Source organism: Pseudonocardia adelaidensis, from assembly GCF_039543345.1.
GTDB lineage: Bacteria > Actinomycetota > Actinomycetes > Mycobacteriales > Pseudonocardiaceae > Pseudonocardia > Pseudonocardia adelaidensis.
In genome coordinates this window covers 22,686-37,359 of record NZ_BAABJO010000052.1, presented here as the reverse complement: position 1 = coordinate 37,359, position 14,674 = coordinate 22,686, and the positions used below count along the sequence as shown (strand labels likewise).

Genomic DNA, 14,674 nt, shown 5'->3' with positions numbered 1-14,674 from the left:
AACGATGGCAGCAACCACTTCTCGGGGAGGGTCGGGGTGGGAATCCGGACCACCGGATGGTTGCGTGGGCACCGGCGGAGGCGGTCTCGTCGCAGACGGGCGTGCCCGCCGGTCGGGGACGGCCGCCGGAGCAACCCCAAGGGTTCGGTAGTGATTCCAACCCGGCCACCTCCACAGGCGCGATAGCGACGCGAACGAGCGGCCAGCGCACGATACCCCGATCGAGGTCGATCGCATCCGCGCCGAGGTGACCCGGCTCGCCCGGGCGAGAAAGATCGGCCGAAAATTGCGTTCCGCGGAACGCGGTCCGAGCCGAAGGCACCACTCCATGGCGAGGCGCGGGAAAGGAATCAGGACGACAGGACGGTTGTGTGGGCACCCGGCGGAGGCGGTCTCGTCGGGAATGGCGTGCCCTCCGGTCGGGGACGGCCGCCGGAGCAACCCCAGGGTTCGGTAGTTGTGCCACCCCAGCCACCTCCGAAGGCGATGAGGACCGAGACCACAGGACGGTCACGTGAGACCCGGCGAACCCGCAGCGGATGGGCAGGGAGCACCACGCCGGCTGGAGCGAGGAAGATCGATCGTGGCCGCCGTGCTCGCCTGCCTTCGAGGAGATCGCATGTTCGTGTCGTCCCGGTCCGCGGCGGAGTACCGCGCGATGTTCGACCTCGTTCCCGAGGACCTGGCGGGCTCGGTGCTCGACTGCTCGGCGGGCGGCTCCAGCTTCACCGCCGAGACGGACGGCCGGGTCGTCGCGGTCGATCCCGCCTACGTGATCGGGCGGAGCGAGCTGGCGGCGCGGCTGCGGGCGGGGCTCGACGAGGCCGACCGGATCATCGATGACAACGCGGACCGGTTCGAGTGGAGCTGGTACGGCAGCCCCGAGCGGCGGGCGGAGATGCGGCGGGCCGCCGCGGAGCGTTTCATCGCCGACCTGCACCGGCGTCCCGGGCGGTACGTCGCCGGTGCGCTGCCCGACCTTCCGCTGGCCTCCGGCAGCGTCGATCTCGTGCTGTGCTCGCACCTGCTGTTCACCTGGGCCGACCGCTTCGGCGAGGACTGGCACCGGCGGGCGCTCGCCGAGCTCGTCCGCGTGGCGCGGCGCGAGGTGCGGGTCTTCCCCGTGGTCGTGTCGGGGACCGCCGAACCGGTGGCGTTCCTGGACGGCCTGCGCCGCGAGCTCGACGCGCTCGGCCACCGCACGGAGCTCAGCCGCGTGCCCTACCGGTTCCAGCGGGGCGGGGACCGGATGCTCCGGATCGGTGTCGGGTCACCGCTGGACAGCGCGCCCCGCAGGTGATCGGGTGCAGCGCGTGGACGAAGGGCGGCTCTCCGACGTCGTGCTGGTCGCGGGCTACGCCCAGCTGCCGCAGAGCACGGGCGCGGGGGTGATGTGGCGGCACCTCACGGTGATCGCGCGCATCGACCTGGACTCCGGTCTGGTCCTGGACGCCTCCACGACGCTCGCCACGGCCGTCGCCGACCGGTTCGTGCGCGAGCTGCTGATCGGCAGCGACCCGCTCCGTAACTCCGCGCGCATCCTCGCCACCCTCGAGCGGCACTACTACGGCAACGGCCGCAAGGCGATCATCGGGGCGTTCCGCGACCTCGTGCAGCGGTACGAGGAGTGCCGCGCCGAGTTGGGTACCCCGGACACCCGGGCTTGACAGGCCGGACGGCTGGTTGATCGGATACCGGAACCCCACCGGCAGGCGGAGTCGCCCCGGTGGACGCCGAGTCCGCTGCACGGTGCTCGCCCGCCGGTGAGGTGCCCCGCGCAGGTGGAGGCGAGGCAGCCCTGCACCGCACGCCGTCGTGCGGTGGTGAGGTGACTGCATGCCCGACACCGTTCTGGCCCCGTACGCGGCAGGCCGCCTGGACCTGCCGAACCGCCTGGCGTTCCTCGCCACGGTCAACAACCTCGGCCGCAACACCGAGATCACCGACGACCTCGTCGCCTACTACGCCGCCCGCGCCCGCGGTGGTGCGGGGATCGTCGTCACCGAGGGCCTGTCGGTGCACCCGACCTCCATCCCGAACGGGACGACGCCACTGGCGTACGACGAGTCGCTCGTGCCCGGCTTCCGCACGCTCGCCGACGCGTGCCGCCGCCACGGTGCCCGCGTCTTCGGCCAGCTCTGGCACGTGGGCCGGCAGGCGCTGTGGAACCCCACCTTGCAGCCGTGGGCCCCCTCGGGCGGGCGCGACCCGTACAGCGGTGTCACGGCGCGGACGATGACCGACGCGGAGGTCCGCGAGGTCGTGGACGGGTTCGTGCGCTCGGCGGCCAACCTGCACGCCGCCGGGTTCGACGGCGTGGAGCTGCACGGCGCGCACGGCTACCTGATCACCCAGTTCCTGTCCCCGTGGAGCAACCACCGCGACGACGCGTGGGGCGGCGACACCGCGCGCCGCACCGCCTTCGTGGCCGCGGTGGTGCGGGGCGTCCGGGAGGCCTGCGGCCCGGACTTCGCCGTCGGGCTCAAGATCAGCGCCCACGAGTACGTGGACGGGGGGATCGACCTGGCCGAGGCGCAGCGGATCGTGCGGGTGCTCGGCAACACCGCGCCGGTCGACTACCTGGCGGTGAGCCAGGCCAACTTCAGCCCCAGCCTGGAGTACCACGTCCCGGACATGGCGTTCGACGACGTCCCGTTCGTGCACCTCGCGGCCGGCGTGCGCGAGGTCGCCGCAGGCGTGCCGGTGATGGCGCTGGCCAAGGTGCCCGACGTCGCGACCGCCGAGCGGCTCGTGCGGGACGGCACGGCCGACCTGGTCGGGATGGCGCGGGCCTGGATCGCCGACGCGGACCTCGTGCGCAAGGCCGAGCGCGGCGAGACCCCGCGCCCGTGCACGTACTGCAACGTCTGCTGGGACTTCATCCACACGGGTCGCCGCATCGCCTGCATGTACGCGCCCGACACGGGTCGCGAGCTGCACGGGGACCCTCCCGTCGCGGACGAGCGGCTGACCGTCCACGTGGTCGGTAGTGGGCCCGCGGGCCTGGAGGCAGCCCGCACCGCCGCGGGCCGCGGCCACGACGTCCACGTCTACGAGCGCGCCGACCGCCTCGGGGGCCGGCTGCGCCGGGACGCGGAGACGCCCGGGCGCGAGCGGATGGCGCTCGCGGCCGACTGGCTCGCCGACGCCGTCACCGCCGCCGGGGTGGGCGTACACCTCGGTACCGAGGTCACCCAGGAGACCGTCGCCGGGTGGGACGCCGACGACGTCGTCGTGGTCGCCACCGGGGCCGTCCCGGTGGTCGACGAGGTCCCCGGCGTGGTCACGGTGGCGCTGGCCGAGGCCGTGCGGGCCGGCGAGCTTGCCGGGCCCGTCGTCGTGGTGGACGAGCTCGAGGACGAGCCCGTCTACGCGTTCGTGTGCGCGCTCGCCGCGCGCGGCACCGAGGTCCGGCTGGTCACCCGGCGGGAGGCGCCGGCCCGGCGGGTCGCCTACGTCAGCCGCATCGGCGTCTCGCGCCGCCTCGACGAGACCGGGGTCGACGTGCACGCGCTCGTCGAGCCGGTGCGCGCCGAGGGCGGGCGGCTCGTCGCGCGGCACGTCTACTCCGGGCGGGAGCGCGACCTCGGACCCGTCGGGACGGTCGTGCTGGCCGGGCCGGCGGCGCCCGGTCCGCAGCCGGCGGGGGAGCGCGACGCGCTCGTCATCGGCGACGCCTCGTCCCCGCGCAGCTACGTCGCCGTCAGCCAGGAGGCCCACGATGTCGCCGCGGGCCTGGGCACCGAGAAGAGGGAGTGACAGCAATGGCGCTGAAACCCGGAACGCAGGAACCCGGCACGAGAGCACACACCGAGGTGGCACCGGCGGACCTGCGCCGCGCGGTGCTGGCGACCTCCATCGGCAACTGCCTGGAGTGGTTCGACTTCGCCGTCTACGGCTACATGGCCGTGGTCCTCGGGCAGCTGTTCTTCCCGACGAACGACCCGGCGTCCTCGCTGCTGCTGTCGTTCGCCGCGTTCGGAGCGGCGTTCGTGGTGCGGCCGCTGGGCGGGATGTTCTTCGGTCCGCTCGGCGACCGCGTCGGCCGCCGCGGTGTCCTCTGCGTGATCATCCTGGTGATGTCGGCCGCGACGTTCTGCGTCGGGCTGCTGCCGACCTACGCCGCGGTGGGCGTGCTCGCGCCGGCCCTGCTCGTCGCGCTGCGGCTGGTGCAGGGCTTCACCGCCGGTGGCGAGGTCACCGGGGCGACGGCGTTCATCGCCGAGTACTCGCCCGACCGGAAGCGCGGCGCGGTGACGAGCTGGATCCAGTTCTCGGCGACCCTCGGCTTCTTCCTCGGGCTGGCCGCACCGACCGTGCTGAACCTCCTCCTCGACGCCGAGCAGATCGCGGCGTGGGGCTGGCGACTGCCGTTCCTGGTGGCCGGGCCGCTGGGTCTGGTCGGGCTCTACATCCGGCTTCGCCTCGACGAGAGCCCGCAGTTCGAGGAGCTCGAACGCTCGGGCCAGGTGGTGCGCCACCCGCTGCGCGAGGCCGTGGTGAAGGGCTGGCGGGAGGTGCTGCTGGCCGGCGGCATCGGGATCGTCGTGCACCTGGGCTACTTCCTCGCCCTGGTCTACATGCCGACCTACCTGACCAAGGTCCTCGGGTTCGAGCCGCTCCAGGCGTTCCTCGCCACCAGCACGGTGGTGGTGCTGAACGTCCTGGTGATCCCGGTGTCCGGGCGGCTGTCGGACCGCTGGGGCCGCAAGCCGATCATGATGGCGGCCGCGCTCGGCTTCGTCGTCGCGACGGTGCCGGTGTTCCTGCTCATCAGCCGGGGCGGCGTGTCGACGTTCGTCGGGCTCGGGATCCTCGGCCTGCTGCACGGCACCTACCTGGGTGCGGTCGCTGCCGCGTTCGCCGAGATCTTCGCGACGAAGGTGCGCTTCGGCGGGTTCTCGATCGGCCACAACGTGTCGGCGGCGATCTTCGGCGGAGGCACCCCCCTGCTCGCGACCTACCTCGGCGGCGTTTTCGGCACCACGCTCATGCCGGCCTACCTGATCGTCGCGGGCTCGGCGCTCGCCGTGGTCGCGGTGGCCTGCTACCGCGAGATGGCCGGCAAACCCCTGCGCTCGACGACGGAGGAACCATGACACGCATTCAGCCGGGCTGGCAGGGCCGCTTCTTCGAGGACTTCGCCGTCGGCGACGTCTACGAGCACCCGCTCGGCCGCACGGTGACCGAGACCGACAACACCTGGTTCACGCTGCTGACGATGAACACCAACCAGGCGCACTTCAACGCGCAGGTGGGCGAGTCGTCGGAGTTCGGCCGGATGCTCGTCGCGTCGCCGCTGACGATCGCGATCGCGATCGGGCAGTCCGTCACCGACACCACCCAGAACGCGTTCGCGAACCTCGGGCTCGACGGGCTGCGCCTGACCGCCCCCGTGTACGCGGGGGACACGCTGTGGTCCGAGTCGATCGTGCTGGCCACGAGGGAGTCGCGGTCGCGCCCGGAGGCCGGGATCGTCACGATCCGCACGCGCACGATCAACCAGGACGGCGCCGAGGTGCTGACGTTCGAGCGCACCTTCTACGTCCACCGCCGCGGTGCGGAACGCGCCACCCCGCCGCGGCCCCGGGCGCGCACCCCGCTCACCCTCGCCGGGCGGAAGGAGGAGGCGCGGTGAGGCCGCTCGAGGACGTCCGGATCGTATCCCTGGAGCAGTACGGCGCGGGGCCGTTCGCGTCGCTGCACCTGGCGCAACTGGGTGCGGAGGTCATCAAGATCGAGGATCCGGCGGTGGGCGGCGACGTCGGCCGGCACGTCCCGCCCTACGCCGAGGGTGGCGACTCGTTGTTCTTCGAGTCGTTCAACCGGGACAAGTCCTCGATCGTGCTCGACATCCGGACGCCGGAGGGCCGCGAGGTCTTCCACGACCTCGTCCGCAGCGCCGACGCCGTGTTCTCCAACCTGCGCGGCGACGTGCCGGAGAAGCTGGGCATCCGCTACGCCGACCTCGCCCCGGTGAACCCGCGGATCGTCTGCTGCTCGCTCACCGGGTTCGGGATGACGGGGCCGCGGTCGCGGGAGCCTGGCTACGACTACGTGCTGCAGGCGCTCGCCGGGTGGATGTCGGTGACGGGCGAGCCGGGCGGCGCCCCGGAGAAGACCGGCTTGTCGCTGGTGGACTACAGCGGGGGGTTCGTCGCAGCCATCGCGCTGCTCGCCGGCATCCACGCCGCCCGCAGGGACGGGGTGGGCACCGACTGCGACCTCTCCCTCTACGACACCGCGGTCAGCCTGCTGACCTACCCCGGCACCTGGCACCTCACCGCGGGCTACGAGCCGGGCCGCACACGGCACTCCGCGCACCCCTCGCTGGTGCCGTTCCAGGCGTTCGAGGCCGCCGACGGCTGGCTCGTCGTGGGGTGCGCCAAGGAGAAGTTCTGGCAGCGGCTCACGGTGGTGCTGGAGCGCCCCGACCTCGCCGAGGACCCGCGGTTCCGCACGTTCGCCGACCGGGCGCGGCACGCGGACGAGCTCGTCGCGCTGCTGGAGGAGCTCTTCCGCACGCGGGCCGTGGCCGAGTGGCTGGAGGCGTTGTACGCCGCGCCCGTGCCGTGCGCGCCCGTGCACGACGTCGCGGAGGCGCTGCGCGACCCGCACGCGGTCGCCCGGGAGCTGATCACCGAGACCGAGCACCCCCGCTTCGGCCGGGTGCGGGCGCTGCGCTCGCCGGTGCGGCTCGGGCCGCCCGGCGCCGACACCGCTCCGACCCGCGGCGCGCCCGCGATGGGCGAGCACACCGGGTCCGTGCTGCGCGGCCTCGGCTACGACGACGACCGCATCGCCGCGCTCGCCCGCTCCGGCGCGCTCGGCCCGATCCCAGCGGGGGGAACCGCACCGTGGACTTCACCCTGAACGACGAGCAGCGCCTGTTCCGCGACACGCTGCGCGACTTCGTCGAGCGCGAGATCCGACCGGTCGCGCGGGACTGGGAGCGGTCCGGCCGGTACCCGACCGAGATCGTCGAGGGGATGCGCCGCCTCGGCCTCTTCGGCCTGGTGGTCCCCGAGGAGTACGGCGGGCTGGGCGCGGACACCGTGTCCTTCGCGCTCACCTTCGAGGAGGTTTCCCGGGGCTGGATGGGCGTCGCGGGCGTGCTGGGCAGCCACTCGGTGGCCTGCTGGATGCTCGCCCGGCACGGCACCGAGGAGCAGCGCACGCGGTTCCTGCCCGACCTCGCGACCGGCGCTCGCCGCACCGGCATCGCGCTGACCGAGCCGGGTGCGGGCACCGACCTGCAGGGCATCACGACGACGGCGCGCCGCACCGGCGACACCTACGTCGTCAACGGCACCAAGATGTGGATCACGAACGCGCGGCACGCCGACCCGCTGCCGGTGCTGGTCAAGACGGACCCGACAGCGCAGCCCGCGCACCGTGGCATGAGCATCCTGCTCGTCGAGGCCGGTACGCCGGGCTTCGAGGTGACCGCCGACATCGGCAAGCTCGGCTACAAGGGCCCGGAGTCCTGCGAGGTCGTGCTCACCGACGCCGAGGTGCCTGCGGCCAACCTGCTCGGCGGCACCGAGGGGCGCGGGCTGCAGCAGGCCCTGTCGGCGCTGGAGACCGGGCGGATCAACATCGCCGCCCGCGGTGTGGGCATCGCCCAGCGCGCCTACGAGGAGGCACTCGACTACGCGCGCACCCGTACCGCCTTCGGCGGGCCGATCGGCGACTTCCAGGCGATCCAGCTGCGGCTCGCCGAGATCGCGGTCCGCCTGCAGGGCGCCCGGCTCATGACGTACTGGGCGGCGTCGCGCATGGACGACGGCGTCCGCATGGACACCGAGTCGGGGCTGGCGAAGATCGCCGCGTCCGAGGCCGCGCTGGCGTGTGCGACCGACGCGATGCGCATCCACGGTGGGTACGGCTACTCGACCGAGTTCGAGATCGAGCGCCTCTACCGGGACGCCCCGCTGCTCTCGATCGGCGAGGGCACGAACGACGTGCTGCGCACCGTGGTGGCGAAGGCGCTGCTCGCCGGCCGGGCCGCCATCGGCTGAGACCGAGCCGACCCCTGGGCTCAGCGCTCCGGCGGGGCCGTCGTGCTGCGGACGACGAGCTCGGTGGCGAGCTCGACGTGGTGGGAGTCCAGGGTCTCCCCGGCGGCCATCTGCAGCACGGTCTTGAGCGCGACGCGGCCCATCTCGCGCAGCGGCTGCCGGACGACGGTGAGCGGGGGAGAGGCCATGCGGGCGAGCTCGGTGTCGTCGAAGCCGGTGACGGACAGGTCGCTGGGCACGCGCAGGCCCTGCAGCCGGGCGGCCTCGACCACGCCGAGCGCGATGGTGTCGCTCCCGCCGACGACGGCGGTGGGCCGGTCGGGCAGGTCGAGCAGCCGCGACCCGGCGCGCAGGCCCGCGTCGTAGCGGAAGTGCTCGTTGTGGACGAGCGCGGGGTCGGCCGGGATCCCGGCGTTCTCGAGCGCGGCCCGGTAGCCGTGGAGGCGGGCCTGGTTGCACCCCGAGCCCGGCGGCCCGCCGACGTAGCCGATGCGCCGGTGGCCGAGCGAGAGCAGGTGCTGGGTGACGGCCAGCCCTCCGGCGAAGTTGGTGGAACCGACGCTGGTGACCTCGACCCGGGGGAGGCTCATCGGGTCGAGGACGACGAGGGGCACGCCGGTGAGCGCGAGGGCGTCGATGTGGGCGCTCGTGAGCGCACCGGTCACGACGATGACGCCGGCGCGCCCGCTGCCCGCGAGGCGGCGGGCCCAGGCCTCGGGAGTGCCCGCGGGAAGGCGGTCGTCGCCCAGCTGGCTGACGACGACCGACGCGCCGGCCTCCTCGCACGCGTGCACGACCCCTTCGACCACCTGGGTCGAGTAGGCGCCGAACTCGCCGTGCACGATCAGCTCGACGATGATGCCCGTGCCGGCCGAGCGGCGCGCGGTGGGCGACACGTAGGCGTGCCGGCGCAGGAGCTCCTCGACCAGCGCGCGGGTGTCGGGAGCGACGTCCTCCCGGCCGTTCAGGACCTTGGACACGGTGGCGACCGAGACGCCCGCCGACGCGGCGATCGTCGCGAGCGTGGTGCGTCCGGCCTGCCGGCCACCGGCAGACCGCGGCGATGCGGTCAGGGGGGCCTCCTTCGGCCTGTGAGTGGATGCGCGCACGGTATCCCGGGAGGGCTTGTCGCGGTAGTCGGTATCGAAAAATTTCGGCAGCTATCACCAGCATAACGACGCTTGACGCTCGGAACGCGTTCTCACTATGGTGCGTGGGCACGTTGCAGTTTCGAAAACTTTCGGAGTCTGTCGACCGACGACTCCCACTGTCCGGCTCGAGCGGCCGCACCGATGCGGCCCGGCGTAACGGAGATCGACGTGGATCAGAACGGGTTCTCCCGACGGTCATTCCTGGCACTGGCGATGGCCGCACCGCTGGGTGCGAGCGCGCTCGCCGCGTGCGGGACGAGCGGCCCCGGCCAGGCGCGCAGCGGCGAGGCCAGCATCTGGTACCTCACGGGCCAGCCGCAGGAGGGCCTCCGCAAGGCGTCGGTCGACGCCTTCAACGCCGCGCACCCCGACGGTCAGCTCGCGGCGACGTTCTTCGAGAACGACGCGTACAAGACCCGGATCCGCACGGCCGTCGGCGCGAACCAGGCGCCCACGATCATCTGGACCTGGGGTGGCGGCGGCCTGCGCGACTACGTGAACAACGGCCAGGTCGACGACCTCAGCGACTGGTTCGCGCAGAACCCGGAGCAGAAGGAGCGCCGCTTCGACACGGCGTTCCCCGCGGCCACGATCGACGGGAAGATCTACGCGGTGCCCTGCGAGCAGGTGTCGCCGATCGTCATGTTCTACAACAAGCAGCTGTTCGAGCAGGTCGGTGCGCAGCCGCCCACCACGTGGAGCGAGCTGATGGCGCTCGTTCCGGTGTTCTTGGGCGCCGGGATCGCGCCGTTCTCGCTCGCCGGGCAGTCCCGCTGGACGAACATGATGTGGCTGGAGTTCCTGTTCGACCGCCAGGGCGGCCCCGCGGTGTTCGACGCCATCGCGGCGGGCGAGCCGAACGCCTGGTCGCACCCGGCCGCGATCGCAGGCCTGACGAAGGTGCAGGACCTCGTCCGCGCGAACGGGTTCGTCAACGGTTTCCAGTCGATCGCCGCCGACGCCAACGCCGACCAGGCGCTGCTGCACCAGGGCCGGGCGGCGATGATGCTGCACGGCGCATGGACCTACGGCTCGATGAAGGAGGAGGGCGGCGACTTCGTGCCGAGCGGCAAGCTCGGCTGGATCCCGTTCCCGGCCATCGAGGGCGGCGCGGGTGACCCGAGCACCGGCGTGGGCAACCCGGCGTCGTTCCTGGCCCTGTCCTCCAAGGCGAGCGACGAGCAGAAGGCGATCGCGCGGGAGTACTTCAAGAGCGGGCTGCTCACCGACGCCGACATCGCCGGGTGGGTCAAGAGCGGCGCCGTGCCGATCGTCAAGGGTGTCGACAGCAAGTTCTCCGGGCCCGACGCCCCGTTCCAGCAGTTCGTCTACGACACCGCCACCCAGGCGAAGTCGTGGGTGCACTCCTGGGACCAGGCGCTGCTGCCCGGCCCGGCCGAGCAACTGCTCAACAACATCGAGCAGCTGTTCTCGCTGTCGATCACCCCGGAGCAGTTCGCGACCAACATGAACGCGGTCCCCACGTCGTGACCAGCGGTTCGGCCGCCGCTCAGCGGCACGGATCCCTCACGTGGCTCGTGCTGCCGGCGCTGGCGCTCTTCACGGCGTTCGGGGTCATCCCGCTGATCGGCGTGCTCCTGCTCAGCTTCACCAGCTGGAACGGCATCGGCGAGATCACGCCGATCGGGTTCGACAACTGGATGTCGGTGCTCGGCGACCCCGGCCTGGTGCACTCGCTCGGTGTCACGTTCCTGATCATGGCGTTGTCCTGGCTGGTGCAGACCCCGCTGAGCATCCTCGTCGGGGTCTTCATCTCGGGCCAGCAGCGCTATCGTGCGGTGCTCGCGGTGCTGTACTTCACGCCGCTGCTGCTGAGCTCGGCGGCGATCGCGATCACCTACAAGGCGCTGCTGGACCCCAACTTCGGTCTCGGTGCGTCGCTGGGGATCCCGCTGCTGGTGCAGAACTGGCTCGGTGACCCGGTGCTCGCGGTCGGCACGGTGGTGTTCGTCGTGTCCTGGCAGTACATCCCGTTCCACTCGCTGATCTACCAGGGCGCGGTGCGCCAGATCCCGGCGTCGCTGTACGAGGCCGCCCGGATCGACGGCGCCGGGCGCGTACGCCAGTTCTTCTCGATCACCCTGCCGCAGCTGAAGTACACGATGATCACGTCGTCGACGCTGATGGTGGCCGGGTCGATGACGCTGTTCGACCTGATCTTCGTGCTCACGCTCGGCGGCCCGAGCGATGCCACCCGGGTGCTGGCGCTCGACATGTACCTGCGCGGGTTCCGGGGCAACCAGATGGGACCGGCGAGTGTGATCGCACTGATCATCGTCGTGGTCGCGGTGCTGCTCGCGATGGGCATCCAGCGCCTCGGCGGCAAGGACGCGGGCGAGAGCCAGCTGGAAGGAGCCTGACGTGGGCACACCGACCAGCACCACCGCAGCAGGCACCCGCGCGGCGGTGTCCGTCCCGGCGGCGGGGAGGGCGCAGTCGCCGCGACGACGGCGCCCCGCGGGCGCGGACCGGCCCAACTACCTCGGCGGAATCGCGAGCTTCCTGTGGCTCGGGATCATCATCATCCCCGTCTACTGGGTGGTCATCACCAGCTTCAAGCCGCAGTCGGCGTACTACACGAGCAACCCCATGCTGCCCTCCTCGCCGACACTGGAGAACTACCAGTCGGTGATCGAGGCCGACTTCCTGACGTACTTCCTGAACTCGGTGATCGTGACCGTCGGCGCGACGGTGCCCGCGGTGCTGGTCTCGTTCATGGCGGCGTTCGCGATCGTCCGTGGCGGCCGCGGCCCGTTCCTGCGGTTCAGCAACACGATCTTCCTGATGGGGCTGGCCTGCCCGCTGCAGGCAGTGATCATCCCCGTCTACCTGATCATCATCCGGCTGAGCCTCTACGACAGCCACCTCGCGCTGATCCTGCCCTCGATCGCGTTCGCCATCCCGCTGTCGGTGCTGATCCTCGCCAACTTCATCCGCGACGTGCCGAACGAGCTGTTCGAGTCGATGCGGATGGACGGCGCGAGCGAGTGGGGCACGATGTGGCGGCTCGCGTTCCCGCTGACCCAGCCCGCGCTCATCACGGTGTCGATCTACCAGGGGCTGCAGATCTGGAACGCGTTCCTGCTGCCGCTGGTGCTCACCCAGAGCCCGGAGGTCCGGGTGCTCCCGCTGGCGCTGTGGGCGTTCCAGGGCGAGTACGGGATCAACGTGCCCGCCGTGCTCGCGTCCGTGGTGCTCGCGACGCTGCCGATCCTCGTGCTCTACGTGCTCGGGCGGCGGCACCTGTTGGCCGGCATGACCGCCGGCTTCTCCAAGTGAAAGGAACCCCGTGACGGAACGGCAAGCGTTGGTCGTGCGTGGCGGCTGGGAAGGACACCACCCGGTCGAGGCCACCGACCACTTCCTCCCGCACCTGGAGGCCAACGGGTTCACCGTCCGCGTCGAGGATTCGCCGAAGGTCTACGCCGAGTCCGACTACATGGCGGGCGTCGACCTGATCGTGCAGTGCATGACGATGAGCACGATCGAGAAGGACGAGCTCGCCGGGCTGACGAGCGCCGTGGCGAACGGCACGGGGCTCGCGGGCTGGCACGGCGGGATCGCCGACTCCTACCGCAATTCGAGCGACTACCTGCAGCTCATCGGCGGGCAGTTCGCCTGCCACCCGCCGAAGGCGCCCGGGGAGCGCACCGGCGAGCAGTCCGACTACTTCATCCCGTACCGGGTGGAGATCACCGCCGCCGACCACCCGGTCACGGCGGGGATCGGCGACTTCGACCTGGTCACCGAGCAGTACTGGGTGCTCACCGACGAGTACAACACCGTCCTCGCCACCACCACCCTCGCCAAGAACGAGTGGGAGCCGTGGCACCGGCCGGTCACCACCCCCGCGATCTGGACGCGGGACTGGGGGAAGGGCCGGGTCTTCGTCTGCACCCCGGGCCACGACATGGACGTGGTCCGCGACCCGAACGTCACCACGATCGTCCAGCGGGGGATGCTGTGGGCAGCCCGCTCCTGAGGGTCGGGGTCGTCGGCGCGGGCAACATCTCCGGCCAGTACTCGGCGAGCCTCGCCCGGCTGCCGCAGCTGCAGGTCACGGCCGTGTGCGACCTGCAGGCCGACCGGGCAGCGGCGCTCGCGGCGCAGCACGACGGCGCCCGGGTGCTCGACCTCCCGGACCTGCTCTCGGCCGACGACGTCGACGCCGTACTCGTGCTCACGCTGCCGGCCACGCACGCGGACGTCGCGCTCGCCGCGCTCGGCGCCGGGAAGCACGTCTACGTCGAGAAGCCCCTGGCCGCGTCGGTGGCGGAGGGCCGCGAGGTCGTCAAGGCGGCGGCCGGGACGGGCCTGCGGGTGGGCTGTGCACCGGACACCGTGCTGGGCACGGGCGTGCAGACCGCCCGCGCCGCCGTCGACGCCGGACGGATCGGCACCCCGCACTCGGCCACCGCGTTCATGACCACCCCCGGCCACGAGCGCTGGCACCCCGACCCAGAGTTCTACTACCGGCCCGGCGGCGGCCCCCTGCTCGACATGGGGCCGTACTACCTGACGTCGCTGGTGCACCTCCTGGGCCCGGTCACCCGCGTGGTCGGCGCGTCGACGCGCCCGTCCGCCACCCGGACGATCGGCTCCGGCCCGAAGGCGGGCACGTCCTTCGACGTCACCGTCGACTCCACGATCACCGGGATCCTCGAGCACGCCTCCGGCGCGGTGTCCACGCTGGTCATGAGCTTCGACATCTGGGCCGCCCGCCTGCCCCGCATCGAGGTGCACGGCACCGCCGGCTCGCTGTCGGTGCCCGACCCGAACCACTTCGCGGGTCCGGTCGAGCTCTACTCCGCCTCGGCGGTCGACGACGGATGGGTGGACCTCGGCGCCACCGCGGGCTACGTCGACTCCGGCCGCGGCTACGGGCTGGCGGACATGGCGCTCGCGATCGGCGAGGGCCGGCCGCACCGGGCGGGCGACGAGCTCGGCCTGCACGTCCTGGACATCATGGAGTCCGTGCAGCAGGCCGCGGACACGCACACGTCGGTGGAGCTCACGACCACCTGCGAGCGCCCGGCCGCGGTGGAGGCCACGGTGGATCTCGGCGGCCGCTGAGGAGCTCCCGCTACGCTTTCCGACGCCCGCCTCGGCCGCCCAGCCGACCTGCTCGGTGAACATCCCGCGCACCTGGTGGGCGGTCGCCGGGTCGGCCGGGTCGAAGACGTTGGTGTTGCAGACGTCGCCCGCGAGGAGGGTGCCGGTGTCGGCGGCCACCCGGCTCGCCAGCGCGAGCGCCTGCCGGTTGAGCGGTTCGAGCAGGTGCTCCTTGCCGATGTGCCGCAGCTTCTCCCGGTGGGCGTAGTACGTGAACGCCTCGACGACGTCCGACCCGGCGTGCACGAACTCCTCGTGCAGCGCGGTGACGCGCTCGGGGTGTTCGAGCACCACCTCGGGGACGAAGGCACCGGCCTGCAGGTAGCCGCGGCGTTCGAGCTCGAAGAGGTAGCCCTCGGCGCACACGAG

Annotated in this window: 13 protein-coding genes and 1 pseudogene; 12 read left to right on the top strand and 2 right to left on the bottom strand. The window is 72.1% G+C overall.

Annotated features, from left to right (window positions below; translation table 11 throughout):
• The first annotated feature begins 619 nt into the window (after positions 1 to 619).
• The 7 genes from ABEA81_RS40140 (at position 620) to ABEA81_RS40110 (ending at position 8,021) form a co-directional block, all read left to right on the top strand.
• Positions 620 to 1,300 (top strand): methyltransferase domain-containing protein, encoded by a 681-nt coding sequence (locus ABEA81_RS40140; RefSeq protein ID WP_345612964.1) that lies wholly within the window; start codon positions 620 to 622, stop codon positions 1,298 to 1,300.
• A gap of 4 nt (positions 1,301 to 1,304) precedes the next feature.
• Positions 1,305 to 1,667: a DUF3870 domain-containing protein gene (locus ABEA81_RS40135; protein ID WP_345612962.1), complete on the top strand. Its 363-nt coding sequence runs from the start codon at positions 1,305 to 1,307 to the stop codon at positions 1,665 to 1,667.
• A 169-nt stretch (positions 1,668 to 1,836) separates the two neighbouring features.
• Positions 1,837 to 3,759, top strand: coding sequence for an oxidoreductase (locus tag ABEA81_RS40130; protein ID WP_345612960.1), 1,923 nt, complete (start codon positions 1,837 to 1,839; stop codon positions 3,757 to 3,759).
• 5 nt (positions 3,760 to 3,764) lie between these two features.
• The gene (locus ABEA81_RS40125) at positions 3,765 to 5,099 is read left to right on the top strand and encodes an MFS transporter (protein ID WP_345612958.1); all 1,335 of its coding nucleotides are present in this window, start codon (positions 3,765 to 3,767) and stop codon (positions 5,097 to 5,099) included.
• Entirely contained in the window at positions 5,096 to 5,638 is a 543-nt protein-coding gene (locus tag ABEA81_RS40120) for a MaoC family dehydratase (protein WP_345612956.1), read from the top strand. Before ABEA81_RS40125 ends, ABEA81_RS40120 begins: the two co-directional genes overlap by 4 nt.
• Positions 5,635 to 6,873 (top strand): CaiB/BaiF CoA transferase family protein, encoded by a 1,239-nt coding sequence (locus ABEA81_RS40115; protein WP_345612955.1) that lies wholly within the window; start codon positions 5,635 to 5,637, stop codon positions 6,871 to 6,873. Before ABEA81_RS40120 ends, ABEA81_RS40115 begins: the two co-directional genes overlap by 4 nt.
• Entirely contained in the window at positions 6,858 to 8,021 is a 1,164-nt protein-coding gene (locus ABEA81_RS40110; RefSeq protein ID WP_345612953.1) for an acyl-CoA dehydrogenase family protein, read from the top strand. Before ABEA81_RS40115 ends, ABEA81_RS40110 begins: the two co-directional genes overlap by 16 nt.
• Positions 8,022 to 8,041: 20 nt before the next feature.
• Here ABEA81_RS40110 and ABEA81_RS40105 read toward each other — a convergent pair whose 3' ends face one another.
• On the bottom strand, positions 8,042 to 9,001 hold the full coding sequence (locus ABEA81_RS40105; protein WP_345612952.1) for a substrate-binding domain-containing protein: 960 nt from the start codon (positions 8,999 to 9,001) through the stop codon (positions 8,042 to 8,044).
• 339 nt (positions 9,002 to 9,340) lie between these two features.
• On the opposite strand from ABEA81_RS40105, the gene ABEA81_RS40100 reads away from it, so the two are divergent.
• From ABEA81_RS40100 to ABEA81_RS40080, 5 genes are all read left to right on the top strand, one after another.
• Complete coding sequence (locus ABEA81_RS40100; protein ID WP_345612950.1) at positions 9,341 to 10,663, top strand: extracellular solute-binding protein; 1,323 nt, start codon at positions 9,341 to 9,343, stop codon at positions 10,661 to 10,663.
• Positions 10,660 to 11,553 (top strand): carbohydrate ABC transporter permease, encoded by an 894-nt coding sequence (locus ABEA81_RS40095; protein ID WP_345612948.1) that lies wholly within the window; start codon positions 10,660 to 10,662, stop codon positions 11,551 to 11,553. The genes ABEA81_RS40100 and ABEA81_RS40095 overlap by 4 nt, the downstream gene beginning before the upstream one ends.
• A gap of 130 nt (positions 11,554 to 11,683) precedes the next feature.
• Positions 11,684 to 12,472, top strand: coding sequence for a carbohydrate ABC transporter permease (locus tag ABEA81_RS40090; protein WP_345612965.1), 789 nt, complete (start codon positions 11,684 to 11,686; stop codon positions 12,470 to 12,472).
• A 10-nt stretch (positions 12,473 to 12,482) separates the two neighbouring features.
• Positions 12,483 to 13,175, top strand: a complete 693-nt coding sequence (locus ABEA81_RS40085; RefSeq protein ID WP_345612946.1) for a ThuA domain-containing protein — start codon at positions 12,483 to 12,485, stop codon at positions 13,173 to 13,175.
• Positions 13,157 to 14,266: a Gfo/Idh/MocA family protein gene (locus tag ABEA81_RS40080; protein WP_345612944.1), complete on the top strand. Its 1,110-nt coding sequence runs from the start codon at positions 13,157 to 13,159 to the stop codon at positions 14,264 to 14,266. Before ABEA81_RS40085 ends, ABEA81_RS40080 begins: the two co-directional genes overlap by 19 nt.
• A gap of 33 nt (positions 14,267 to 14,299) precedes the next feature.
• Here the strand turns inward: ABEA81_RS40080 and ABEA81_RS42900 are convergent.
• Positions 14,300 to 14,596 (bottom strand): annotated as a pseudogene (locus tag ABEA81_RS42900) (homocysteine S-methyltransferase family protein); the annotation flags it as partial.
• Positions 14,597 to 14,674: the final 78 nt, after the last annotated feature.